A 24,776-nucleotide genomic window follows, 5' to 3' on the forward strand; every position below is an offset into this window, starting at 1 on the left:
GGAATCGCTTGAGCCCTCGGGCGTTTCCCCATATGGTGCAGTGCAAAGGACGACGCTGTCCTTCCTACATCACCGAAGCGGCCCATTGGCGGGTCGTGGAGGCTCGAACGATGGCAAGGCCGCCATCCAGACTTTCGGTTTCGAACCGAGGGTCTGGATGGCGGCCTTTTCTCTTTTCTCCCTTTGCTTTTTGCGGAGTCTCGCGAATGGAATTTCAGGACGGGATCGAACCCCAGCAAACCACGGCGCCGGACTACGACGAGGCCCTCGTCGTGCCATCGGATGATGTGCGCGAGCATCTTGTGGTCGTGGGCAATGGCATGGCCGGGTGCCGTGCGGTGGAGGAACTGCTGGCACGCGACGCCGGGCGTTACCGTGTCACCATTTTCGGCGCCGAACCGCACGTGAACTACAACCGCATCATGCTTTCGCCGGTGCTGGCGGGCGAGAAGACGTTCGATCAGATCGTCATCAATCCCCGCGCATGGTACGATGACAACGGCATCGAACTGGTCGCTTCGGACCCGGTCGTTGCCATCGACCGCGCAGCAAAGACCGTCACGTCGCAGTCCGGCCGCAGGGTCCATTACGACCGGCTGCTGATTGCCACCGGCTCCGATCCTTTCATCATTCCCGTGCCCGGCAAGGATCTGCCCGGCGTCATTTCCTTCCGCGACATGAAGGACGTGGACACCATGGTCGCGGCAGCGGCCGAAGGCGGCGACGCGGTGGTGATCGGCGGGGGCCTGCTCGGTCTGGAAGCCGCGCATGGCCTGTCGCTGCGCGGCATGAAAGTCACCGTCATCCACCTGATGCCCACGCTGATGGAGCGCCAGTTGGACGAGGCGGCAGGCTGGCTGCTCAAGACCGCGCTCGAAGCGCGCGGCCAGACGATCCTGACCGGGGCCGACACTGCCGAAATCTATGGTCAGGGCAAAGTCGAGGGCGTGCGCCTCAAGGACGGGCGCGAAATTCCGGCCAGTCTGGTGGTCATGGCCGTCGGCATCCGCCCGTCCACCGCGCTGGCGCGCGACGCCGGGCTCGAGGTCAATCGCGGCATCAAGGTCGACGATCACATGGTGACCAGCGACCCCGCCGTGCTCGCGGTCGGCGAATGCGTCGAGCATCAGGGCAATGTCTACGGCCTTGTCGCGCCGCTCTGGGACATGTGCCGCAGCCTCGCCGACGGCCTGACCGACCGGCACAGCGGCTATCGCGGTTCGGTCACGTCCACCAAGCTCAAGGTTGCCGGGCTAGACGTGTTTTCCGCCGGTGACTTCTCGGGCGGAGAGGGGTGCGAGGACGTGGTCCTGCGCGATGCTTCGCGCGGCGTCTACAAGCGCGTTGTCATCAAGGAGGGCAGGATCGTCGGCGCCGTTCTCTATGGCGATACGGCCGATGGCAACTGGTACTTCGACCTGCTGCGCAAGGGCGAGGATATCTCGGAGATCCGCGCTACCCTCATTCTGGGGCAGGCTTTCGCCTCCGGCGGTAATGCCGATCCGCTGGCGGCGGCGGCCGCGCTGCCTGCCGATGCGGAAGTGTGCGGTTGCAACGGCGTGTCCAAGGGGCAGGTCGTGTCCTGCATCGAAGCGGGCGCTTGCAGCCTCGATGCGGTGCGCGCCACCTGCAAGGCTTCGGCAAGCTGCGGCTCGTGCACCGGCCTCGTCGAGAGCCTGCTGGCGCTGACACTGGGCGATGAAGTCAAATCCGGTCCCAAGACCCTCTGCAAGTGCACCAGCTTCACCCATGACGATGTGCGGCGGGAGATCGTGGCGCAGGAGATGAAGTCGATCCCCGAAGCGATGCACAAGCTCCACTGGTCCACGCCCGATGGTTGCTCCTCCTGCCGTCCGGCGCTCAATTACTATCTGCTTTGCGCGCTTCCCGGTGAGTATGAGGACGACCAGCAGAGCCGCTTCGTCAACGAGCGCATGCACGCCAATATCCAGAAGGACGGCACTTATTCCGTAGTGCCGCGCATGTGGGGCGGTCTTACCAATCCGCGCGAACTGCGCGCGATTGCCGATGTGGTGGAGAAGTACGACGCGCCGATGGTGAAAGTCACCGGCGGCCAGCGGCTCGACATTTTCGGGATCAAGAAGGAAGACCTGCCCGCCGTCTGGGCCGATCTCAATGCCGCCGGGATGGTCTCCGGCCATGCCTACGGGAAATCGCTGCGCACGGTGAAGACGTGCGTCGGCTCCGAATGGTGCAGGTTCGGTACGCAGGATTCCACTGGCCTTGGCGTGAAGACCGAGCGGATGACCTGGGGATCGTGGATGCCCCACAAGTTCAAGATCGCGGTTTCCGGCTGCCCGCGCAATTGCGCCGAGGCGACGATCAAGGACTTCGGCGTGGTCTGCGTGGACTCGGGTTACGAACTCCATGTCGGCGGCAATGGCGGCATTCACGTGCGCGTCACCGATCTGCTCTGCAAGGTCGCCACCGAGCAGGAAGCGCTCGATTACTGCGCGGCCTTCGTCCAGCTCTACCGTGAGGAAGCGCGTTATCTGGAACGCACCGCGCCGTGGATCGAGCGTGTCGGCGTCGATTACGTCAAGCAGCGCATCGTCGAGGACGAGGTTGGCCGCGAGGCTCTGCGCGGCCGATTCCTCTATTCGCAAAGCTTCAGCCAGGATGACCCCTGGGCCGAGCGTGCGGCCGGTCGCGAAGCTGAACTGCACCAGCATCTTGAACCTCTGGCAATTGCAGCGGAGTAACGCACATGAACGACTGGATCGACATCGGCACTTTGTCCGACATTCCCCTGCGCGGCGCGCGCACCGTTCAAGTAGAGGGCGAGAAGGAGATCGCCGTGTTCCGCACCGGCGACGACAAGGTCTTCGCGCTCGTCAACGAGTGTCCGCACAAGAAGGGGCCGCTCAGTCAGGGCATCGTCCATGGCCATTCGGTCGCCTGCCCGCTGCACAACTGGAACATCGCCCTTGCCAGCGGCGAGGCGCAGGGCGAGGACAAGGGTTGCACCCCGACGATCGCGGTGCGGCGGGAAGGCGATCGCATCCTGATCGCCCATCCTCAGACCTTGCAGGTGGCGGCTTGATCGCGCCGGGCGAAGTCTGGCTGGTGGGCGCCGGGCCGGGCGATCCGGACCTGCTCACGCGCAAGGCCGAGCGCCTGATCCGTGCGGCGGACGTGGTGTTCTACGATGCGCTGGTCGGCCCGGGCGTGCTCGAACTGATCCCGCAGGGGATCGAGGCTGTGAGCGTCGGCAAGCGGTCAGGCCGGCATAGCAAGGCGCAAGGGTCCATCAACGATCTGCTGTTGCAGGCCGCGCTCTCGGGAAAGCGCGTGGTACGCCTGAAGGGCGGCGATCCCTCGGTATTCGGGCGATCCGCCGAAGAAATGGACCATCTCGTACAGGCGGGCGTTGCCGTGCGCGTCTGTCCCGGTGTCACCACGGCCAGCGCTGCCGCTGCCAGCGCCAATGCCTCGCTGACGCTGCGCGGCGTTACGCGCTCGATCACTCTGCTGACGGCCCATGCGCGCGCGGGCGAGCGGCTGGATCTCGACTGGGACGCGCTGGTCAGGGCAGGGGGCACGCTGGGCGTCTATATGGGCCGCGCGGCGGCGGGGGAAATCGCCAGTTCACTGATCGCGGCGGGCTGCGACCCCCAAACACCGGTGATGGTGGCAGTGGACGTCTCGCTGGCCAGCGAGCGTCTTATTCGCGGGCACCTGTCCGCATTGGCATTTCTGGTCGCCACGGTCAGCGATGACGATCCGACCCTGCTTTTGATTGGCGAGGCTGTCGGCCAGCACCGTCCGGTTCCTTCTGCACGGACCTTTGCGAAGGGATATGCGTGACGGCTTTATCCATTGATGAGGCCGCGCGGACGATCATCGATGCGATCCGGGCATCGGACGGCATTGAAGAAGTCCCCTTGCGCAATGCCTTCGGGCGGATGCCAGTGCCGCGCTGAGCCCGCTGGCCGGCTCAAATGCCATTTGCATCGTCGGCCAAGGAGGGGCGAGGCGGGCCGATTTGCTGATGTAATTTCCCACCCGCCTGGCGCTGTCGCAGGCGGGTGGGATTTTCGTTATGCGCCCGCCTTGATGTGGAAGTTTGCAGGCGTGGGCGGAACGACTGCGGTTTCCTCGTGCGGTGTGCCTTCGGGCGTCCAGTCGTAGGGCACGGGCTGGGCGCGATAGACCCAGTTGCTCGTCACCGGGCGGCCGCTGCCGGCGGCAGACGTCTTCGCGAAATAGGGGCTGACATATTCCCAGACGATCTCGCCAGCCGGGGTCACCTGGAAGAAGCGGCCGTTCATGCCTTCGTCGATCAGCGTATTGCCATTCGGCAAGCGGCGCGCGCTGGAGATGAAGGCGCTGCGGAATGCCCAGAGCGGCTGGTCGGAATTATCGGCCGTGTAGGACCAGACGACCTTGCCCGTGGTGGGATCGATCTCCAACACGCGCGAGCCGCCAACGGTCGCGAGTTCGGCGTCGGGATAGCCTGCGGCGCCCTGATTATCGAACAGCAGCAAGTCACCCGCACCGGGCAGTCCCTTGGGAATGATATGCGCGTCATGCTGACCGACAAACTGGTCGACCGGCTGACCGGGCTGCGGAGCCGGGGCAGGGCGAGCGCCCGCGGCGTGACTGACCAGAGGCGGCAGGTTCGGCCCCAGGTGCCAGACGACTTTGCCGCTCTTCCTGTCGATGATGGCCACGAAATCGCCGTTGCGGGAATCGATCAGGACATTGTCGGGCGCGAAGCGCTTGTCGCCGCCGTCGAACCACTTGTTGGGGCCCACCGACGTCATGTCGTTGAGGTGGAAGTAATCCGGTGTCGAAGCTTCGCGGATGAGCTTCAACTGCTCGGCCGTGAAGCCGAGTTCATCGAGATGTTCCGATACCGCCCATCGCCACGCGACCTTGCCGGCAGGCGTCACTTCGTAGACGGCATCGTCAAGCTGCTGCGGCAACGTGAAGCCATCCACCTTGTGCGGCCAGTTGGCCAGTACCAGCGTGTTGCCATTGGCGAGGCGCTGCCAGTCATGGTGCTGGCGCGCTTCGCCCGGCGGCGTGCCCTCGCCATTCCACTGCCAGGTGACTTTGCCGTTCCAGTCCAGTTCGGCGATCGACTTGTTGCTGAAGATCTTCATGCCCGGCACGGTGCCGATGCCATTCTGGTCGCTGGCCGCCAGCTGGACGAGGACATGGCCCTTGGCTCCGCCCGTTACCGCCGGATCGAGGAGTTCACCGGGAAAACCCTGATGATCCCATGTGCGGACTTCGTTGCCGTTCATGTCGATCAGATGGGTTTTTTCGTCGGTCCCGCTGAAGATCACATAGCCGTTCCAGGCTTTCGCCGGATCGTAGCGGGTCGTTCCCGTGGGAAAGACGCTGGGGTTTGCAAGTGCGGCAGTTCCCGCGGAACCGAGCAGGGCAGCAGCAACCCAAAGTGCTTTTCTCATAAATGTCTCCTCTCATGGACCTGCCGCCAAACAGGCCGCATTCTCTATCAATTTGATTGAGAATGCGGCAAAGGAGAAAATCTAATGCCCCCATGGAGTTTAGCTTGTCGGCAATCTGCCGATGCAGATCGTCGCAAGTCCCGATGGCCGAGAAAGCCGCCCCTTATCCCGGCCGCTTGAACCTCAAGCTGCCTGGACGGTTCGAAGATGTTCGCTTGCGCGCGGTCTCAGCTGCGCGCCGAGGGGAGGGGTTCGCGGATCGAAAATGCGAACGCTCCGCCCTAGTCACGCCCGCGTGAAGCGCCAGTTGTCGGCGTCACTCTCGTGCGGATCGAAGCGATATCCGTCGCTGTCGAACCCGCGCATGGCATCCGCATCGACGATATGATGTTCGCACATCCACCGCGCCATCATGCCCCGCGCCTTTTTGGCGTTGAAGCTCACGAAGCGCGGGCCGTTCGGACCCGGCTCGCGGAAGTCGACGTTGATGACGCGCATGCCCTTCAGCCGGTCCTCGACGGCGGCAAAGTATTCCTGGCTGGCCAGATTGAGCACTACGCCAGATCCTTCGTCTGCGACTTCCTGCCGCAACAGGGCGGCGATGCGGTCGCCCCACCAGTCGGTCAACTTCTTGTGACGCGGCGCCCAGCGCGTTCCCATTTCCAGGCGATAGGGACGGATCGCATCCATCGGGCGAAGCAGCCCGTAAAGGCCGGACAAAATTCGCACATGGTCCTGGGCAAAGGCCACGCCCGGCTCGTCCAGTGTGTCCACCTCGAACCCCGTGTAGACGTCACCCGCAAAGGCATAGAGTGCCTGTCGCTCCGGCAGGTCGGCGAAGTCGCGGAAGCGGTCGGCATTGAGTTTTGCGAGGCGCGGCGAGATGCGCATCAATTCAGCCAAGCGCTTTTGCGGAAGGTTCGCGGCCGATTTGGCAAGATCGTGCGCTTCCTTGACGAAATGTGGCGTCGTGGCGGCAAGAGCCGGCAGCGTGCGTTCGAAGTCGAGAGTCTTGGCGGGAGAGAGCAGAACGATCATGGCTCAGGCGGTAGCCAGCCCCGGCTTATGCGTCAAACCTTGGCCTCCATTCTTCCGGCGTCTTCTGGATCGGTTTTCATCCGCTCCGCCGAACATGTCCGGCCTGCGCTATTTCAGAGCGCGCGCGAGTTCGATAAAGGCGCGCAGCTTGGCCGGGACCTGACGGCGCCCGGAGTAGTAAAGGCACAGCGGCGGTTCCAGAGGCATCCAGTCCGTCAACAGCCGCGTCAGGCGCCCCTCCCGAACATGCGCGGCGACCGTCTCCTCGGCCAGATAGGCCAGCCCCATCCCTTCGAGCGCCGCATCGTGCATCAGCCCGCTGTCGTCGACGATCATGCGGCCCGGCACGTCCAGTTCCAGTCGCTCGTCGCCGCGCGCGAATTCCCAGTGATAGATGCGCCCGCTGCCCATGCGGTAGCGGATGCATTCGTGCGCAAGCAGGTCTCGCGGGACGATCGGCCGTGGGCGATCCCGCAGGTAGTCCGGTGAACCGACCACGACAAGGCGCACCTCCGGGATGATGGGCACGGCGATCATGTCGGGCGGAACGCTGTCCCGCAGCCGTATCCCGGCGTCGAAGCCCTTGCCGATCACGTCGACCAGCGCCGCTTCGCTGACGATCTCCACCTGCATGCGGGGGTAGCGGTCAAGGTAGTCGCGGATCAGCGGTGCCATGACGAACCGCGCCGCGCCGGCCGCCATGTTGAGGCGCAGCAGGCCCGAGGGTTCGCCCAGATGCTCCCCCGCATTCTCGATCGCGCCATCGATTGCGGCGAGCGCGGGGAGGATTTCCTCCAGGAACCGCGCGCCTGCCGCGGTCAAGGCGACGCTGCGCGTGGTGCGGTTGAACAGGCGCAGGTTGAGCCGCTCCTCCAGCGCGGCGATGGCATGGCTCAGCCCGGAGGAGGAAACCCCCAGTTCGCGCGCAGCGGCGCGAAAGCCGCCCCGGCGCGCGACGGTGGCGAAGGCTTCCAGTTCGGCGAGGCTCGCCTTGGGCATTGCGCGATTTTCCTCATCAGCCTGTCTCTCATTGTCCTTCTAATCGGAACAGCTTGCGTAAGCCATATCGTCGCTGACCAATGGAGACGGACAATGCGGAATATCGACAAGATCTACATCGACGGCGCTTTCGTGACGCCGCACGGGAGCGCGCGTTTCGACCTTTTCAACCCCGCCACCGAAGAACCGATCGGCTGCGTCCGTCTGGGCGATGCGGAGGATGTGCGTCTGGCCGTCGCGGCGGCCAAACGGGCGTTCCCGGCGATGGCGCGCACCACCAAGGCAGAGCGGATTGCCATGCTCTATCGCCTGCGGGACGCCGTGAAGGCCCGGACCGACGATTTGATCGCCGCAATGACCGAGGAATACGGCGCACCGGCCTATTTCACCGGCTTTTCGGTGCAGAACACCGCTTCCGTTTTCGAAGTCATGGCCGCCTCGGTGGAGGACTATGCCTTTGATCGGACGGCCGGTTCCAGTGCCGTGACGATGCTGCCGCTCGGCGTCATCGGGGCGATCACGCCGTGGAACAGCAACTTCGGTTTCATCGCGACCAAGCTGGCCCATGCCATCGGTTCGGGATCGACGATCGTCATCAAGCCCGCCGAACAGAGCGCGATCCAGACGCAGGTGCTGCTCGAATGCCTGCATCAGGCGGGGCTGCCGAAGGGCGTGCTCAATGTCGTGAACGGTACCGGCCCGGAAGTCGGCGCGGCGCTGACGGCCCATCCCGACGTGGCGCTGATCACCTTCACCGGATCGACGCCGGCGGCACGGATCATCCAGCGTTCGGCGCTGGAAACGATGAAGCGAATGGTGCTGGAACTGGGCGGCAAGAGCCCGACGATCATCCTTGACGATGCCGATCTCGATGCCGCGATCCCCATTGCGCTGATGAGCGGCTTTGCCAACAGCGGGCAGGCCTGCGTCGCCGGATCGCGCATTCTGGTGCCGCGCTCGCGCCGGGAAGAGATCCTTGCGCGCCTGAAGCGGGAGGCGGAAAGGCTCAAGGTCGGTATTCCCACCGATCCGGAAGTGCGCATCGGCCCGCTCGCCAATGCCGCGCACTGCGAACGCGTGCAAAGCTGGATCCGGCTGGGACTGGAGGAAGGTGCCACCCTGCTGACCGGCGGCGAAGGACGGCCCGAAGGGCTGGATCGGGGCTGGTTCGCGCGCCCGACGATCTTCACCGATGTCTCCAACACCATGCGCATCGCCCGCGAGGAGATCTTCGGCCCGGTCCTGAGCGTCATCACCTATGACGACGAGGCTGACGCCATCGCCATCGCCAACGATTCAGACTTCGGGCTTCAGGCCTATGTCCTCTCCTCGGACGAAGGCCGCGCGCTGCGCGTGGCGCGGCAGCTGGTGGCCGGGCGCGTCGTCATCAACGGTGCGCCGCACGATCCCCGCGCGCCGTTTGGCGGCTTTCGCCAGTCCGGCCTTGGGCGCGAGATCGGTGCCTATGGTCTCGACGCCTTCCTGGAGCCGCGCGCGATCCTGAAGCCCGCCGCCTGATCCTTCCCCCCGACAGAAAGCAAAAGACATGCAGAAGACCTGGATCATCACCGGAAGCGCGCGCGGCCTTGGCCGCGCGATCCTGACCGCTGTGCTGGAAAGCGGCGACAACGTGCTCGCCGCTGCCCGCAACGTGGCGCAGCTTGACGACCTCAAGGCGATTTACGGCGACCGCATCGAACCTTTCGCGCTGGATGTGACCGACGAGGCGCGCGCTGGCGAGGCTGCCGCCGCCGCGATTGCCGCCTTCGGACGGATCGACGTGCTGGTGAACAATGCGGGCTATGGCCATTTCGAAGCGTTCGAGCAGAAATCCTCCGCCGATTTCCGCGCCGAAGTGGAAACCAACCTGTTCGGCGTCGTCAACATGACGCGCGCGGTGCTGCCGTTCATGCGGGAGCGCCGTTCGGGTCACATCCTCAATGTCTCGTCCGTGGGCGGGCGGGTCGGCACGCCGGGACTCTCTGCCTATCAGGCGGCGAAATGGGCGGTCGGCGGCTTCACCGAAGTCCTGCGCAGCGAAGTCGCCCATCTGGGCATCCGCATCGTGTCGCTGGAACCGGGCGGCATGCGCACGGACTGGGCCGATATCGCGGGCAATGCCGCCTCAAGCGCCGTGCTGCCGGACTATGCCGAAACGGTCGGCGTTACGCTGGAGCGGATCAGGGCCTATGCGGGCAACGAGGTGGGCGACCCGGCGCGCATCGCGCAGGTCATTCTGGGCCTCGCCCGCCGCGACGACGTGCCTGCCCATCTGGTGCTGGGCACGGATGCTTTGGCCTCGTTCGACGCCGCCGAAGCCGAGCGCGGCGAAGCCCATGCCCGGTGGCTCGGCGTCAGCTGCGCCACCGTGTTCGACGGGCCGGAGGGCCACGCGCTTACCGCTCTGTTGCCCCCGGGCTGACCGAGTGGGCAAGCAGTCCCGCCCGGTCGGCAGCCACGCGCATTTCCCAGGCGCGCGCGCCTTGCTGCCGGGCGACTGCCCCGGCCTGTTCCAGCGCGGCGAGCGCATCCTCCGTGGCACCACCGGCACCGGCGATGGCCGCCTTGATCCGTAAGAGTTCGGGCAAGGCGATCCGTTCGCCGCTGGCGGTGCATCGCGCGATCGTGGTTTCCACCGCCCGCAGTGCGTCGGCCAGCCTGCCCTCCGCGGCAAGCCCGCGCGCCAACGCGATCGAGAACGGGGTCGCCAGCAGTTCGTAGCGCGCGCCGCGCAATTGCGAGAGGCTCTCTTCCAGGGCTTCGACGGCTTCGGCATAGCGTCCGTACTCGATGGCCAATTCACCCCCGAAACCCTGTGCCGCCGCGATATAGGGGCCAAGGGCATCGACCTGCGCGCAATCGCGGAAAGTGCGGAGTGCCTGCTCGGCCCGCGCCACGTCGCCCATCCACAAGTGGACCGACAGCGACCAGATCAGGGCGATGCAATGCGTGACCGGGTGATCGAGCGCTGCCGCTTCGGCCACGGTCTGCTCGGCCAGATGTTGCGCGGCGTCGGACTCGCCCGCCAGCCACAGCACGCGGGCCAGTGCTATGCCGGAGCGGTTGCGATGGTCGAATCCGTAGGCAATCGTAAGATTGCGCTGCGATTGCGGGCTGTTCTCCAGCGCCCGCTCCAGATCGCGGCGCGCGCGGGTCTGGTCGCCGGCGAGGTGATGGGAAATGCCCGAGAGTGAACAGGCGACGGCCAGTGCTTCCGGCTCGCCGATCTCTTCCGCCACCGCGATCGCCTGTTCGGCGTGGGCCATGGCCACGGCATATTCCCCGATCCGCTCATGGAAGATGTGCAGCCGCCCCAGCATGCACAGGCGGCTCCAGCGGTCCTCCACCAGAGTGGCAACCTCCAGCGCGCGGGCCAGCGCCTCGCCCGCCTCGGGGGTGTTGCCGCGCGTGAACATCAAGGCGATGCCGAGCGCGCCCTGCAATTCCAGCTCCATCGCCGTGCCGCGCTGATCGGTTTCCAACGCGGCAATGGCGCGGGCGGCCCAGGTACGGCACTCGACCAGGTGCGAAAGATTGAGGAACACCCGCATGCTCGCCGTCGCCAGGCGCACGGCAAGGCGGATATCGCCCTCCGGCCCGAAGCTCCAGTCGAGCGCGCTGCGGATATTGCCCAGTTGCGGCCGCAGCGAGCGGGTATCCTGAAACGCGGCCTTGTCCTGCGCGGCGATGGCTTCGAGTTCGGAAAGGAAAAACATCGCATGGCGGCGGGTCGTGGCGCGGTGTTCCTCGGCCCCCCGCGCGGCCAGCTTTTCGCGCGCATAGGCACGGGTCATTTCGAGCAGGCGGTAGGTGCCCGATCCTCGCGCCCGGTTGGCGGCGATCAGCGACTTGGCGGAGAGGTCGTCCAGCGCCATCGCCGCCTCGTCAGACCCCAAGGCCGCATCGGTCACCACGTCGAGCGCCGCATCGACGGAAAACGGCCCGACGAAGACGCCCAGTCGGTCCAGCACCGTGCGCTCGGCCGGGGTAAGCAGGTCGTAGCTCCAGTCCAGCGTCGCGCGCAGGGTCTGCTGGCGCGGCTGCGCGGTGCGGCGGCCGGACCAAGCCAGGCTGAAACGCTCGCCGATCTGGCGCGCGGTCGCCGCGATCCCATGCGTGGCGACACGCACGGCGGCCAGTTCCATGGGCAGCGCCATGCCGTCCAGCCTTTGGCACATGTCCGCGATCAGGCGGGCGTCCGCATCGTCGATTTCCAGCGTGCTGTCGGCGGCGCGGGCACGTTCGCAGAACAACTCCACCGCCGGATAGGCCAGCAGCTCCTCGCGCGTCAGCCCTTTCACCTCCTGCGGATAGTCCAGCGCATCGAGGCGGTGGACATGCTCACCCAGTGCGCGCAGCGGCTCACGCGACGTGGTGACGATGCGGGCTTGCGGTGCGGCTTCGATGATGCGCTCGACGATCTCGGCCGCCTGCTCGATCACATGCTCGCAATTGTCGAGCAGGAGCAGGAACGGGCCGCCGCGCAAATGGCCAAGGATGACGGCGGCGGGATCGCCGCTCTGCACCGAAATGCCCATGGCGCCCGCGATCATCGGCGGCACGAGCGCCGGGTTCTCCAGCATGCCGAAGTCCACGAAAGCCGCTTGCCCCGCGAAATGCGCGGTCAGGCGGTGGCCGATCTCGATCATCAGCGAGGTCTTGCCGACGCCCGCCGGGCCCGCAATCGTGAACAGCGGGGTATCGACCACGCGGGCCAGCAGCAGATCGAGGTCGCGCTCGCGGCCGATAAGATGCGGCAGCGGCGGGGGAATGTTGGTGGTGAAGCCCGCCGGAGCCGGAACTGGCTGGGCAACCGCGACGGCATGCTCCGACCGCTCCACTTCCAGCCGCTCCACGGGAGCGACGAAGGCGTAACCCACGCCGACCTGGGTGGCGATGTAACGGCTGCCGTCGCCATCCGCGCCTTCGCCCAGCAGCTTGCGCAGCCCCGCCATGTGGAAGCGCAGGCTGCCATCCTCGACGACGACGTCGGGCCAGACCCGTTTCAGCAGTTCGCGCTTGGACAGAACGCGGCCCGGCTGCTCGGCCAGAGCGACGAGAATGTCGAACGAACGCCCGCCGATCTCCACCGGCTGCCCGTCGCGCGTCAGCAGGCGCTTGGCCGGATGGAGGCAGAAGCGCCCGAAGGCCATTCGCTCGCCCAGATCCTGCCTGTCCGGGTTCTGACTTTCACCTTGCGCCACGATGCCGTCTTGCCCCTATCTCACTAAAATGCCGCACTTTAATCATGCCGCAGTGCGGCATGTCCGGCTACCTATACGATGGTTGCCGGTCGTGGGAGAGGCTTTAGTAGAGTTGGGGGCGAGATCAGATCATCCGAACGTGAACGAATAGGCGCGCACGCCGGGGCGCGAGAACTCGATGCGCACGGTGCGGTCGGAAACGGGCCCATGCTGGCGGACCAGTTGATAGAGCCGGTCCTGCCGCAGTTCCCCCCATCCGGCGGAGTCGGTGTCGGTTCCGTGATCGGCGCCGGGGGCCTTGCCGTCGATCGTCACCCGGAAGCGGACCGGCTGGCCATCGGCCGGCGCGCCGAGCACGGCATGGGCATCGCGCGCATGAAAATGAAAGCGGATCGCGCCGCCGGACTTGTCGAGCCGGGCGAATTCGCGCGAGACGGTCCAGCTTCCGGCCAGGTCCCAGCGGTTCAGCGGCAGCGATGCGGCGGGAGTGTAAGTGCCCGAACCGCCGCGAAGCAGTCCGCCGGGGGAGGCGAAGGCCTGCGCCTTAGCATAGCCGAGATAGGCCTCGGGCGATTGCAAGTTCGACCAGTCCGCCTGCGCTTCCACGCCTGCCGCGCCGATCGGGGCTTCGGGCAGGCTGGACACATCATGCCCGGCTTCGGCAAGGAGTTTGCGGATCAGTCGCTCCGCCTCGGCATAATTGCCCTCGCCCACGGTATAGCCGCGCACGCGGCCATGGGCGTCGATGATGTAGAACCCCGGCCAGCCCTCGTTTCCAAAGGCGCGCCAGACGGCATAGTCGTTGTCCTGAACGTTGGGGTAGCCGACGCCGAGCGCCTGCGTGGCCGCGCCCACTTTGCCGGGATCGTGCTCGAAATCGAACTCGGGCGCGTGAACGCCGATGACGGTCAGGCCCTTGTCCCCATAGCGTTCGTTCCAGCCGCGCAGGTAGGGCAGGGCGCGCAGCGAGTTGATGCACGAATAGGTCCAGAAATTGACCACCACCACTTTGCCGCGCAGCGACGGTGCGGCCCCGCCCAGCCATGGACGCGCATCGGCCAGCACTTGCAGCGGGCGCGGCGTTGCATCGCTGGGCGCGGAAGCAATGGCATCGCCGTCCGCTGGCGTGCGCGCCAGCGCCTCGCGCCAGCACGTCGCGGTGGTGGTGCCCGCCGCCATCAGGGCAGCGGCGATGAAGCCTATCGAGCGGTTCGTGGTCATGACGGATATCTCCGGTTGAGCGCCTGTTGATCGGGAAAGAGATCTAGGGCGCCGTCCGGCGCGCTTCACGCCAGATGCTGATGGGCCGCGTTAGCCGGTGACAGCGCGCGGTGCCTGAAGCGCTCCCAGGCAGACGCTAACACGACATTGCGGCACCTAACGGGCGCCCGAAGCGCGTCCGCTCTATCATCCAGCCAACAGATCGGATGATCGGCGGAAGGATAGACAAATGCTTGCAGGATATTCCACATCGCGGCGCGATTTCGTCGCCCGGATCGGAGAGGGCGCGGCGCTGGCCGGAATGATGACGGCGATGCCCGGCCTGGCCCGCGCGGCGGTTACGCAAGACAGCGTCCGCCCGTACCGCATCGCCATTCCCGCAACCGAGATCGCCAGCATGAAGCGCCGGATCGCCGAGACCCGCTGGGCCGATCCGCAGCCCGTCAGCGATGACAGCCAGGGCGTGCGCCGACAGACCTTGCAGCCGCTGATGCAGTACTGGGCGGGCGCCTACGACTGGCGCAAGGTCGAAGCTCGTCTCAATGCCCTGCCGATGTTCATGACCGAGATCGACGGGCTGGACATCCACTTCATCCACGTCCGCTCCCGCCACGAAAACGCCATGCCGCTGATCCTGACCCATGGCTGGCCAGGCTCGGTGCTGGAGTTCCTGAACGTGATCGCCCCGCTCACCGATCCCACCGCGCATGGCGGGCGGGCGGAAGATGCCTTTCACCTTGTCATCCCCTCGATCCCGGGCTTCGGTTTCTCCGCGAAGCCGACGGTGCCGGGCTGGGGATCGGACCGGATCGGGCGGGCATGGTCCACGCTGATGCTGCGCCTTGGCTATGATCGCTATGTCAGCCAGGGCGGCGACTGCGGCTCGGTGATCTCGCAGCGCATGGCCTTGCAGAAAGTACCGGGATTGCTGGGCATCCACCTCAACATGCCCGCCGTCGTGCCCGCCGATGTGGCCCATATCCTCGCCGCCGGAGATCCCGCGCCTGCCAGCCTTTCCGTCAAGGAACGCGCCGCCTTCGACCAGTTGGAAGCCTTCTACCGCGACAATTCCGCCTATGCCGCGATGATGAACACGCGGCCCCAGACCATCGGCTATTCGCTGGTGGACTCGCCGGTCGGCATGGCCGCGTGGATGTACGAGAAGATCGCGCAGTGGACCTATAGCGACGGCCAGCCCGAGCGCGTGCTGGGCCGCGACGCGATCCTCGACGACATCTCGCTCTACTGGCTCACCGCCACCGGCGCCTCTGCCGCGCGGATCTACTGGGAGGACCACAGCAACAACTTCAACGCGCGCGGGGTGATCGACCTGCCGGTGGCCGTCAGCGTCTTCCCCGGCGAGATCTTCCGCGCGCCCAAGACTTGGGCCGAGCGCTGCTACACGAACCTCTATTACTTCAATGAAGTGAGCGACGGCGGCCATTTCGCCGCCTGGGAACAGCCCGCGCTCTTCGCACAGGAAGTGCGCGCCGCGTTCCGCCCGCTCCGCTGACCTTCACACCAAATCCGCCCCCCCACAGGAGAAAACCCATGTCCGACAGCAAGACCCTCTATACCGCTCATGTCCACGTAACCGGGGGCCGCGAAGGCGCCGCCCGCAGTTCCGACGGCCACCTTGACGTGAAGCTGACCACCCCCGGCACATCCGGCGCGGGCACCAACCCGGAGCAACTGTTCGCCGCCGGATGGTCCGCCTGCTTCGAAGGCGCCATGGCGATCGCCGCGAAGTCGAGAGGCGTGGAGCTGCCCGAAACGCTCGCGATCGATGCGCAAGTGGAACTGCGCCACGGGGGCGACGGCTATGCGCTGGCCGCAAGGCTCGACGTCAGCGTGCCCGGCCTCGATCCGGACCTCGCCCGGCAGATCATCGAGGCCGCCCATCGCACCTGCCCCTATTCGAAGGCGGTGAAGGGCAACATCGACACCGTCGTCGCGCTCGTCTGAACTGGAGAACAGCCCATGAAGAAATCGCTTATCGCTGGCGGGCTGATGCTCGCCGCTGGCCTCCTTGCACCGGCTGCTCAGGCAGAGCCCGCAGCTTCGGCGGCAAAGCCTACCGTGGTTCTCGTCCACGGCGCTTTCGCGGATTCGTCGAGCTGGAACGGCGTGATCGCCGCGCTCCAGCATGACGGCTACGCCGTCGTTGCCGCGCCGGACAACTTGCGCGGGGTCCGCGCGGACGCCGATATCGTGGCGGACGTGGTGAAGGGCATCGCCGGCCCGGTTGTGCTGGTCGGCCATTCCTATGGCGGATCGGTCATCAGCGAAGCGGCCGAGGGCGCGGCCAACGTCAAGGCGCTGGTCTATGTCGCCGCCTTCGCACCCGAAGCGGGCGAGACCGCGCTGGGGCTGACCGGCAAGTTCCCCGGCAGCACGCTGGGGCCGACGCTGGCGCCACCGGTGCCGCTGGCCGGTGGCGGAAACGACCTCTACATCCAGCAGGCCCGCTTCCCCGCGCAGTTCGCCGCCGATGTGCCGGAAGCGCAGGCGCTGCTCATGGCCGCAGGGCAGCGCCCGATTGCCGATGCCGCGCTTTCGGAAGCCTCGACCGCTCCGGCGTGGAAGCACGTGCCTTCGTGGTTCGTCTATGGCGATGCCGACCGCAACATTCCCCCGGCGGCGATGCAGTTCATGGCGCAGCGGGCCGGCGCGCGCGAAACGGTGGTGGTCAAGGGCGCCTCGCATGTCGTCATGGTCTCACACCCGGCCCAAGTGGCGCAGTTGATCGAGCGCGCGGCCAAGGCCCCATAAGCCAAGACTGCGTATCGACAGCCCCACCGTTCCCCCCGCGGTGCGCGGGCTGCCCCCGGTCGGCCTCACAAGGCCGGCCGGGGGTTCTCGCAGGCGCTCACGCAGAAAAGCATGAAATCGGACGGCAGCTAACCCGCAATTCCAGCCCTTTAAATCCGCTCAGGCTGAGCTTGTCGAAGCCTCCGAGGCGTGGCGCTGGTCCAAGATCCTTCGACAAGCTCAGGATGAGCGGGGTAGGGGGCGTGTCCGCTTTCCCGCATTGGCTGCCTTATGCACCGCCCTTTACATCCTCAGACCGGCATTTTGCGGCCGATCATTCATCCTGCACGACGGACGAGCGGCGCGTGACGGTCCACCAATATGGCGCTTGCCTCGTTCAACCCGATCAGATCGACGGCAATCCCGTGTCGGCGCAGTTTGTCCACCACGACTTCCAGCGCCCCCACCGCCGTCACGTCCCACAAATGGGCGGCGGTCAGGTCGATGCGCACGCTTCGGGCCGTATCGCGCAAGTCGAAGCGATCGGCGAAGATATCGGCGCTTGCGAAGAAAATCTGGCCGGAAACCGCGTAAGTCCTCGTGTCCGTATCCGGATCGTAGGTGATCGCCACATCCATCATCCGGGTCACCTTGAACGCGAAGAAGACGCCGCTCATCAGCACGCCGACGATCACGCCTGATGACAGGTCGTGGGTCGCCACCGTAACCGCGACGGTGGCAAGCATGACGGCGCCGGAGACTTTGGGATGGCGGGCCAGATCGCCCAACGATGTCCACGAAAACGTGCTGACGGACACCATGATCATGATCGCCACGAGCGCCGCGACCGGGACCTGGGCAACCCAAGGCCGCAAGGGCACAAGGACCACAAGCAGGAAAACGCCCGCTGCCAGCGTCGACAGGCGGCCTCGCCCGCCATAACGGACATTGCCGACCGTCTGTCCGATCATGCCGCAACCGGCGATGCCGCCAAACACACCCGCCGCCATGTTCGCCAGCCCAAGTCCTGTGCATTCGCGCGCCTTCGAGCTGGCGGTCTCGGTCAGGTCATCGACGACACTGGCCGTCATCATCGATTCCAGCAGTCCAACCGCTGCGATCGCCAGCGAATAGGGCGCGATGACCCGCAAGGTCTCAAGATTCAAAGGCACGTCCGGCAGGGCAAAGACGGGCAGCGAAGCGGGCAGCGTGCCCAGATCCGAAACGGTGTGGATCGGCATCGGGAAGGCCATCGCGATCGCCGTCAGGACGACAATGCAGATCAGCGGCGAGGGGATCGCCTTGAAGATCCTGGGCACCAGATAGATGATGACCAGGCCGCCCGCGATCATCCCATAAGTATGCCAGGTCACGCCCAGCATCTGCGGCACTTGCGCGGAGAAGATCAGGATCGCCAGGGCATTGACGAAACCGGTGCGCACCGAACGCGAGACGAAGCGAAGGAGAACGTCCAGTTTCGCCAGTCCGAACGCGATCTGGAGAAGTCCGCCAAGGATCGTCGCTGCCAGCAGGTATTGCAGGCCGTGCGCCTTCACGAGCGCGCCGACCACGAGCGCGACCGAACCTGCCGCGCCGGAGATCATCGCTGGCCGCCCCCCGGCAAAGGCGATCACGATGCCGATGACGAAGGAGGCGAAAAGGCCGACCTGCGGGTCCACTCCGGCCACGAACGAAAACGCGATGACCTCAGGGATGAGCGCAAATGTGGCCACCAGGCCCGCCAGGACATCGCGGCGTGCAGCGGCGACGCCGCCGCCGAACCACTCGGCACGATAACGAGCGAAAGATCGGAAATTCATGAACCGGGATATTCCGCAGTAATCGCAAGCAACTGGCACGGCCAGGAAGGGTCAATGCTGGCGAAGTGCGTTGTCCGGCGGATCGGCGGCCGGAATAGCCACCCGGAATTTCACCGGGTCCGAGCGAATGCAAGGCCGTTAGCGATATCGCGTAGGGGGCGCAACAGTCATCGCCCTAAAGCGCCACGCGCGGGTCGAAGATGCGGGGCGCTGCTCGCTTACTGGCCGACGCCGAGCAAGGGACCCGTGCCGTTGAACTTGCCGGCCTGATAGTCGCGAATGGCCTCACCGATTTCCTCGCGCGTGTTCATCACGAAGGGGCCGTGCGCTACCACCGGTTCACCGATCGGGTCCGCGTGGCCGAACAGCAGAACCGCGTCGCTGTGCGCTTCGAACGACACCAGATCGCCGTCTTCGTCCATGGTTACGAGGTGCCAGGCGTTCACCGCCTTGCCGCTGACCGAAACGCTTCCAGACACGACGTAGAGAAAGACACTCCGCCCTTTGGGCGCCGGCAGGTCAAGACTTGCTCCGGCAGACAGGCGTACGGTGGACATGAACACTCCCGTCAACGACGGGATCGGACCGGTGACATCGCCAAACGCGCCCGCAATCAGGTTCAGCGTGCCTTGACCGTCTGCGATCGGGATCGCGGGAATGCCATCGGCCTGGACGCCCGTGTAACGCGGGGCCGTCATCTTCAGGTTTGACGGCAGATTGACCCAGAGCTGGAGAATTTCCATGGCGCCGCCCGCTTCCTTGAAGCTGGGTGGCGACACTTCCGCATGGATCAGGCCGGATCCAGCCGTCATCCACTGCACGCCGCCCGCTTCGATGATGCTCTCGTGCCCGCCCGTATCGTAGTGGGCGAGATTGCCTTCCAGGATGAACGTCACCGTCTCGAACCCGCGATGCGGGTGAGGGCCGAAAGGCAGGCCGTTGTTTCCGGGCTGATAGACCTGCGGGCCGTGGTGATTGAGAAACAGAAAGGGGTCGACCTGATCGATGCCGGGCCCAGGCACGGGGCGCCGCGTGATGAGGTCAGCGATATCGTCGCGATGGGCGGGATGTATCCCGGCAACGGAGCGGCTGGTCATGCGAGTTCTCTATCGAATGCGGGCACTGCGAAGCGCCCTCGTTGCATCACGAGGCTCCATCTCGGCCCTGACAGCCCGGATAGCAAGAGTGCCAATGCCTTCCGGAAGGGCCAATGCCTTCTGGAAGGGGGTGTCCGATCAGAACACCCGGCCGCGATGGACGACCACGCGATCGGCGGGCGGGGCCGCGACGGCAGCCGCCGGCGTATCGGCCTCCAGGGCGACGAAGCTGGCGGCCATACCAACCTCCAGCCGGGGCGGCTCCAGCCCGAGAGCGCGTGCCGCTTCTTCCGTCGCCATGGCCAGCGCGACGGCGAGTTCCTCATCGCGGTAGAAGCCCGAACGGTAGCCGATCAGCATGGCCCGCTGAAGCATGTCGCCATTGCCGTAGGGCCACCAGGCATCGCGAATATTGTCGTTGCCGGCAAAGACCCTGACCCCATGTTCGCGCAGGCGAAGAATGGGCGGGAAAGTACGGTCGCCGGGCGCATTGGTCATGATCGCCACGCCCGCATCGGCCAGCGCGCGGGCAATGCCGTCCAGCACGGCCCCGTCCACATCGCCCAGCGCATAGGCATGGCTGACCGCCACGCGCCCGCCAAGGCCCAGCGCCTGCGTGCGTGCGGCGATGCGATGGAGCTGCGCGATGCCGCCCGCGCCGCCTTCGTGGAGGTGGATGTCGATCTTCGCGCCGCGCCGGTCGGCAAGGCCGAAGATCACGTTAAGATGCCCGTCGGAATCGCCGTCCATGCCCTCGGGATCGATGCCGCCCACCACTTCGGCGCCGTCGGCGATGGCTGCCTCCAGAATGTCGGCCGTGCCCGGGCAGGTCAGGATGCCGGCCTGCGGGAAGGCGACCAGTTCGATGTCCACCCGGTCGCGCCATTTTTCCCGCGCTTCCATCACCGCGTGGAGGTGGGAGAGGCCGGTGGTGGCATCGACATCGACGTGGCTGCGCATGGCCACCGTGCCGAAGGCGGCGACTTGCGCGATCAGCGCATCGGCGCGCTGGGCGGTGGGGCGTACTTTCGCCAGCAGCGCTTTCTCGGCGGCCAGCCGCTCCCGCAGGTTCGTGGCCGGGCGATGGGGTTGCCAAAGCTCACCGACGAAGCTCTTGTCGAGATGGATATGGCCGTCGACGAAGCCGGGCAGCACCAGCTTGCCGGTCAGATCGACCGTTTCCATTGCCGCGTCGGCGGAAAGGTTGGGGCCGATGGCAGCGAAGCCCCCGTCCCGCACCGCAAGGTCGACCGAGCGGCCGTCCGCCAGCAGGGCATTTGTGAAGAGGCGGTCGATCATTGTGCCGCTCCGTTGCTTTCGGCAGCGTTCCACGCCGCCACCTTGCTGCGGGTTTCGGCCAGCATGGCGTCGAGCGCCGCGCGGTCGTGCAGCTTGCCGCGCATCACTACTGCCCGGATCGCGCGAGTCGCCGAAATCTCCTTCAGTGGATCGCGGTCCAGCAGCACCAGATCGGCCGCCATGCCGCTCTTCACCGCGCCATAGCGGTCGAGCAGGCCGAACCATGCGGGACCCGCGCGGGTCGCGGCGGAAAGCGCCTGCGCGGGCGTGAGCCCTTCCTTCACGAACAGTGAAAGCTCGTCATGCAGGCCGATGCCGGGATAGTTGAAGGAATTGAGGAAGCCCGCGTCGGTGCCCGCGATCACCATCACACCGGCCTTTTCCAGCATCGGCAGCACGGCGGCCTCATGCTCGAAATGGGCGTGGCGGGCCTCGATGGCTGCCGCGTCCGCCTTGGCCGCGCGCTCGATGCGCCAGTCATAGGTCTTGCGCAGTTTCGGGCCGATATAGGCGAGGTAGGGATCGTGGGCATGGTCGTCCGCGTCCAGCCAGGCGAGGACGCGGCCGCCGTTGAGCGTCGGCGTGACGAAGACGCCCTTCTGCGCAAAGTTGCGGTAGGAGGCCATGGCAGTGGCCGGGTCGAACCCGGCATCGAGCCGCCGGTTCGCTTCCGCGCGGTCGATGCGGCCGGCCGCGAAGTCCGCCGCGATTGCCGCCTCGTCCTTGACGCCGGCCTTGTAGGCATAGTCGATATGCTCGATCGAGCTGATCCCCGCATCCACCGCCTGCCCGACCTTCAGCGCCATCGGGATGTGGCCGGAGGTACGCAGCCCGCGCGCCTTGGCCTGCGATACGGCATAGAGAAACAGCTGCGGATCCAGCGTGCTGTCGGTGATCTTCACGAAGTCCACTTTGTCACGGTCCTGCAGTCGGGCGAGCGCGGCATCGACATCGGCCTTGCTGCCCACTTCGATGGTGCCCTTCCACACCGGTTTGATGCCTTCGATCTTGGCGCCGGAGGTCAGCAGACGCGGGCCGAACAGGGTGCCATTGGCGATCTCTCCGCGCCAGGCGAGCACCTGATCGGGAAGGTCGCCCGAACAGTCGCGGATCGTGGTGATGCCATGCGCGACATAGAGCGGCAGCAGCGCCTTGTTTTCTTCGATCAGGTCCGGCCCGCCGCCGAAGTGGACATGCATGTCCCATAGCCCGGGGATCAAAAAGCGGCCCTTGCCCTCCACTACATCCTGCGCGTGCCACTGGCGGGAAACTTCGCCATCGCCGCCCACCGCGACGATGTCCGCCCCGCGCAGCACCACGGCCTGATCCTGCACCTCGCGCGCATGTTCCACGTCGATCACGGTGACGTGGCGGATCATCAGGTCGCCCTCGCTTGCCGCCAGAGCGGGCGATGCGGAGGCCATGAGGCCGGCGATCAACGGGGCAAGAAACTTCATGGGCACCTGTCTCCTTTGTCGCCTTGGTAGGAGATCGCAGATGCATTCACAAATTAGATGTCAGAATGCCCATCATTCTATATATACATGATCATCATGCTCGATCCCCGGCTTCTGCGCAGTTTCGTGGCCATCGTCGATAGCGGCCATTTCACCCGCGCAGCGGAGCAATTGGGGATGACGCAGTCCACGATCAGCCAGCAATTGGGCCGGCTGGAGGAAGCGGCAGGTCATCCGCTGATCGACAGGGCGGCGCGCCCGGTACGCCCCACCGCCATGGGGGAGCGGCTGCTTGGCCATGCGCGGCGCATCCTTCAACTTGACGAGGAAGCGCGCAACCTCCTGCGCGATCCGGCGGGCACGGCGGGGGTTTCCATCGGCCTGCCCGAAGATCTGGCAACGCCCGCCATGGCGCAGCGGCTTGCCGGTTTCGCGGCGGCCAACAGTCGCATTCGTCTGGATGTCGTCACCGGCCTCAGCCGCGATCTCGCGGCGCGGTACCGGCAGGGCGAATTCGATCTTGTCGTCGTCAAGGAAGACCGGCCCGCGCCCGATTGCCGCGCCAGTTATCCCGAGCCGCTTGGCTGGTTCGCCGCCCGCGATCACGCGCTGGAGGCGCGTGATCCGGTGCCGCTGGTCACCTTTCCCCCCGGCGGCCTTTACCGCGAGCCGATGTTCCGCGCGCTCGAAGCGGCCGGGCGGCGGTGGTATGTCGCCTTTACTGGCAGCAGCTTGCAGAGCGTTCTGGCCGCGACGGAGGCGGGCATGGGCCTGTCGCTGCTGCCCCGCTCGGTGGTGGAGGGCAGGGCCTTGCGCCGATTGACAGGGTTGGGCGAAGCGGCCCCAATGGTCGTCTCGCTCTACGCGCGCGAGAATGCGGAGCCGATTGCCGAACTGGTGGACATGACAAAGGCCGTCCTGGAACAGCGGATGACTCTGGCGCCGCCGAGGACATCCGGCAGCGCCTGAGTTTAGCCTGGATCCTCCCGGCCGCGATTACGGACGCGCCCACGCTACGGGCGACCTGCAACGATCCGACGATTGGTCCGGGATGTTGCTTCCTGCGGCATGAAAGCTTCGCATGCGTCGTGTCGTAGAGAGTATAGCGGCGTCTCTGCGCTGTGTTATCCGAATAAATCCGGTCGTTTAGGCGTTATCGGAAATTGAAAAGGTCAATTTCTTCGGATAATGCTGCGATTTATATGGGCAATGGTGCGAATTGAACGAATTGAAAACAGATAATCGATCGAATTATCCGAGATAATTCGATTGAATGTTTCACGAAAATTCAAGTTGATGAAGTCTATTTAGTCATATAGTCAGCCATCTTCTTTGTCGTTCCAAGGCTTTGTGCAATATGTCGAGTGACCGCCGTCAGTTTCTGGGTTCGCTTACTGCCTTGGCCGCGGCCCCGCTGCTGTCCGGCCGGGCGCTGGCTGCAAGCGGCGAAAGCGTCGTGACGGGCGAGCGTTTCCCGATCTGGCCGGGCTCGCCGCCGGGGCTGCCCAAGGGCGGCGTGACCGAGGAGCGCGTGCTGCGCTCCAACAAGAGCAACCCCGACGATTTCGCCTGGCCCCATGTCGCGGTGCCGATGCTGACCGTCTGCCCGGCCGCAAGGCCCACCGGCGCGGCGGTGCTGACGATGCCGGGCGGCGGCTATGCGCGCGTCGCCATGGGTACGAAGCCTTCCGCGACTTCGCGCTGGTTCGCCAGTCAGGGGGTGACGGCATTCGAACTGCTCTACCGCTTGCCGCATGACGGCTGGACCGGCGGACCGGACACGCCTTTGCAGGACGCCCAGCGCGCCATGCGCGTGATCCGCGCCAATGCCGCGAAGTGGGGCGTGGACCCGGCCAACGTGGCGGCCATCGGCTTCTCGGCGGGCGGGCACTTGTGCGGCAGCCTTGCCACGCGGTCGGGGGTGAAAGTCTACGAGCCGGTCGATGCGGCCGATGCGCTGGACGCGCGGCCGATCGTCGCGGGCATGTTCTTCCCGGTCGTCAGCATGATGCCGCCGCTCGCCCATGCACAGTCGCGCAGCGAGCTTCTCGGCGCGAACCCGAGCGAGGAACTCTCGCGGCGCTATTCGGTCAATCTCGACGTTCCCGCGACGACGCCGCCGATCCTGCTCGGCCATGCGGCGGACGATACCGTGGTCGATTGCGGCAACAGCCTCGCCATGTTCGAGGGATGCCGGGCGGCGAAGATACCTTCCGAACTCTACGTGATCGAAAAGGGCGGCCACGGCGCGCCGCTGTTCGAACCGGATGGCCGCGCCGGGGTGTGGCTCACGCGCTTCGCGCGGTTCGGGGCGCGGCATGGGTGGAAAATTCCCTCCGACGGGGCGTGAGGCTAAGCGCTGCTGCTCCCCTGCAAGGGGAGGTGGCAGCCTGTAGGGCTGACGGAGGGGTGTCAGCCTTTCGGTGGTGTGCCACGCCGAGAGCATTAT

At 65.8% G+C, this 24,776-nt stretch carries 19 protein-coding genes and 1 other annotated feature; of the genes, 10 read left to right on the plus strand and 9 right to left on the minus strand.

Going from position 1 to position 24,776, the window contains the following annotated elements:
* Nucleotides 1-206: 206 nt before the first annotated feature.
* Genes nirB through cobA form a run of 3 tightly spaced genes read left to right on the plus strand, consistent with a single transcriptional unit; the run spans nt 207 to nt 3,828 of the window.
* The gene (gene nirB, locus AC1VVK_RS18705; RefSeq protein ID WP_482906285.1) at nt 207-2,723 is read left to right on the plus strand and encodes a nitrite reductase large subunit NirB; all 2,517 of its coding nucleotides are present in this window, start codon (nt 207-209) and stop codon (nt 2,721-2,723) included.
* 5 nt (nt 2,724-2,728) lie between these two features.
* Nucleotides 2,729-3,064 (plus strand): nitrite reductase small subunit NirD, encoded by a 336-nt coding sequence (gene nirD, locus AC1VVK_RS18710; protein WP_482906286.1) that lies wholly within the window; start codon nt 2,729-2,731, stop codon nt 3,062-3,064.
* Nucleotides 3,061-3,828, plus strand: a complete 768-nt coding sequence (cobA, locus tag AC1VVK_RS18715) for a uroporphyrinogen-III C-methyltransferase (RefSeq protein ID WP_482906287.1) — start codon at nt 3,061-3,063, stop codon at nt 3,826-3,828. The genes nirD and cobA overlap by 4 nt, the downstream gene beginning before the upstream one ends.
* 233 nt (nt 3,829-4,061) lie before the next feature.
* On the opposite strand, the gene AC1VVK_RS18720 is transcribed toward cobA, so the two are convergent.
* The 3 genes from AC1VVK_RS18720 to AC1VVK_RS18730 form a co-directional block, all read right to left on the minus strand.
* Nucleotides 4,062-5,441: an arylsulfotransferase family protein gene (locus AC1VVK_RS18720; protein WP_132391452.1), complete on the minus strand. Its 1,380-nt coding sequence runs from the start codon at nt 5,439-5,441 to the stop codon at nt 4,062-4,064.
* A 285-nt stretch (nt 5,442-5,726) separates the two neighbouring features.
* Entirely contained in the window at nt 5,727-6,479 is a 753-nt protein-coding gene (gene yaaA, locus AC1VVK_RS18725) for a peroxide stress protein YaaA (protein WP_482906288.1), read from the minus strand.
* Nucleotides 6,480-6,587: 108 nt separating this feature from the next.
* Complete coding sequence (locus tag AC1VVK_RS18730; RefSeq protein ID WP_482906289.1) at nt 6,588-7,478, minus strand: LysR family transcriptional regulator; 891 nt, start codon at nt 7,476-7,478, stop codon at nt 6,588-6,590.
* A 93-nt stretch (nt 7,479-7,571) separates the two neighbouring features.
* Between AC1VVK_RS18730 and AC1VVK_RS18735 the strand changes: the two genes are divergently transcribed.
* The gene (locus AC1VVK_RS18735) at nt 7,572-8,996 is read left to right on the plus strand and encodes an aldehyde dehydrogenase family protein (RefSeq protein WP_482906290.1); all 1,425 of its coding nucleotides are present in this window, start codon (nt 7,572-7,574) and stop codon (nt 8,994-8,996) included.
* 28 nt (nt 8,997-9,024) lie between these two features.
* The gene (locus tag AC1VVK_RS18740; RefSeq protein WP_482906291.1) at nt 9,025-9,900 is read left to right on the plus strand and encodes an SDR family NAD(P)-dependent oxidoreductase; all 876 of its coding nucleotides are present in this window, start codon (nt 9,025-9,027) and stop codon (nt 9,898-9,900) included.
* Here the strand turns inward: AC1VVK_RS18740 and AC1VVK_RS18745 are convergent.
* Nucleotides 9,875-12,682: an ATP-binding protein gene (locus AC1VVK_RS18745; RefSeq protein WP_482906292.1), complete on the minus strand. Its 2,808-nt coding sequence runs from the start codon at nt 12,680-12,682 to the stop codon at nt 9,875-9,877. The two genes, AC1VVK_RS18740 and AC1VVK_RS18745, sit on opposite strands and share 26 nt — an antisense overlap.
* Before the next feature lie 129 nt (nt 12,683-12,811).
* Complete coding sequence (locus tag AC1VVK_RS18750) at nt 12,812-13,903, minus strand: redoxin domain-containing protein (RefSeq protein WP_482906293.1); 1,092 nt, start codon at nt 13,901-13,903, stop codon at nt 12,812-12,814.
* Nucleotides 13,904-14,132: 229 nt separating this feature from the next.
* Here AC1VVK_RS18750 and AC1VVK_RS18755 point away from each other — a divergent pair, with 229 nt between their 5' ends.
* The 3 genes from AC1VVK_RS18755 to AC1VVK_RS18765 are packed head-to-tail and all read left to right on the plus strand — an operon-like array spanning nt 14,133 to nt 16,675.
* Entirely contained in the window at nt 14,133-15,416 is a 1,284-nt protein-coding gene (locus tag AC1VVK_RS18755) for an epoxide hydrolase family protein (RefSeq protein WP_482906294.1), read from the plus strand.
* A 38-nt stretch (nt 15,417-15,454) separates the two neighbouring features.
* The gene (locus tag AC1VVK_RS18760; RefSeq protein WP_482906295.1) at nt 15,455-15,868 is read left to right on the plus strand and encodes an organic hydroperoxide resistance protein; all 414 of its coding nucleotides are present in this window, start codon (nt 15,455-15,457) and stop codon (nt 15,866-15,868) included.
* A 15-nt stretch (nt 15,869-15,883) separates the two neighbouring features.
* On the plus strand, nt 15,884-16,675 hold the full coding sequence (locus tag AC1VVK_RS18765; RefSeq protein ID WP_482906296.1) for an alpha/beta fold hydrolase: 792 nt from the start codon (nt 15,884-15,886) through the stop codon (nt 16,673-16,675).
* A 317-nt stretch (nt 16,676-16,992) separates the two neighbouring features.
* On the opposite strand, the gene AC1VVK_RS18770 is transcribed toward AC1VVK_RS18765, so the two are convergent.
* The 4 genes from AC1VVK_RS18770 to AC1VVK_RS18785 form a co-directional block, all read right to left on the minus strand.
* Nucleotides 16,993-18,474: a SulP family inorganic anion transporter gene (locus AC1VVK_RS18770; RefSeq protein WP_482906297.1), complete on the minus strand. Its 1,482-nt coding sequence runs from the start codon at nt 18,472-18,474 to the stop codon at nt 16,993-16,995.
* A 68-nt stretch (nt 18,475-18,542) separates the two neighbouring features.
* Nucleotides 18,543-18,598 (minus strand) — a sequence feature (sul1 is cis-regulatory element that is thought to sense ions involved in sulfur or methionine metabolism; They are found in Alphaproteobacteria).
* 94 nt (nt 18,599-18,692) lie between these two features.
* Nucleotides 18,693-19,571 carry a pirin family protein gene (locus AC1VVK_RS18775; protein WP_482906298.1) on the minus strand — a complete coding sequence of 293 codons (879 nt, stop codon included), beginning with the start codon at nt 19,569-19,571 and terminating at the stop codon, nt 18,693-18,695.
* 138 nt (nt 19,572-19,709) lie between these two features.
* Complete coding sequence (locus tag AC1VVK_RS18780; RefSeq protein WP_482906299.1) at nt 19,710-20,870, minus strand: amidohydrolase family protein; 1,161 nt, start codon at nt 20,868-20,870, stop codon at nt 19,710-19,712.
* Nucleotides 20,867-22,327, minus strand: coding sequence for an amidohydrolase family protein (locus AC1VVK_RS18785; protein ID WP_482906300.1), 1,461 nt, complete (start codon nt 22,325-22,327; stop codon nt 20,867-20,869). Before AC1VVK_RS18785 ends, AC1VVK_RS18780 begins: the two co-directional genes overlap by 4 nt.
* An 87-nt stretch (nt 22,328-22,414) precedes the next feature.
* Here AC1VVK_RS18785 and AC1VVK_RS18790 point away from each other — a divergent pair, with 87 nt between their 5' ends.
* Together AC1VVK_RS18790 and AC1VVK_RS18795 are read left to right on the plus strand one after the other, a co-directional pair.
* Nucleotides 22,415-23,296 (plus strand): LysR family transcriptional regulator, encoded by an 882-nt coding sequence (locus AC1VVK_RS18790; protein WP_482906301.1) that lies wholly within the window; start codon nt 22,415-22,417, stop codon nt 23,294-23,296.
* Between the two features lie 388 nt (nt 23,297-23,684).
* Nucleotides 23,685-24,677, plus strand: a complete 993-nt coding sequence (locus tag AC1VVK_RS18795) for an alpha/beta hydrolase (RefSeq protein ID WP_482906302.1) — start codon at nt 23,685-23,687, stop codon at nt 24,675-24,677.
* Nucleotides 24,678-24,776: the final 99 nt, after the last annotated feature.

The organism is Novosphingobium sp. BL-S-32 (genome assembly GCF_056857055.1).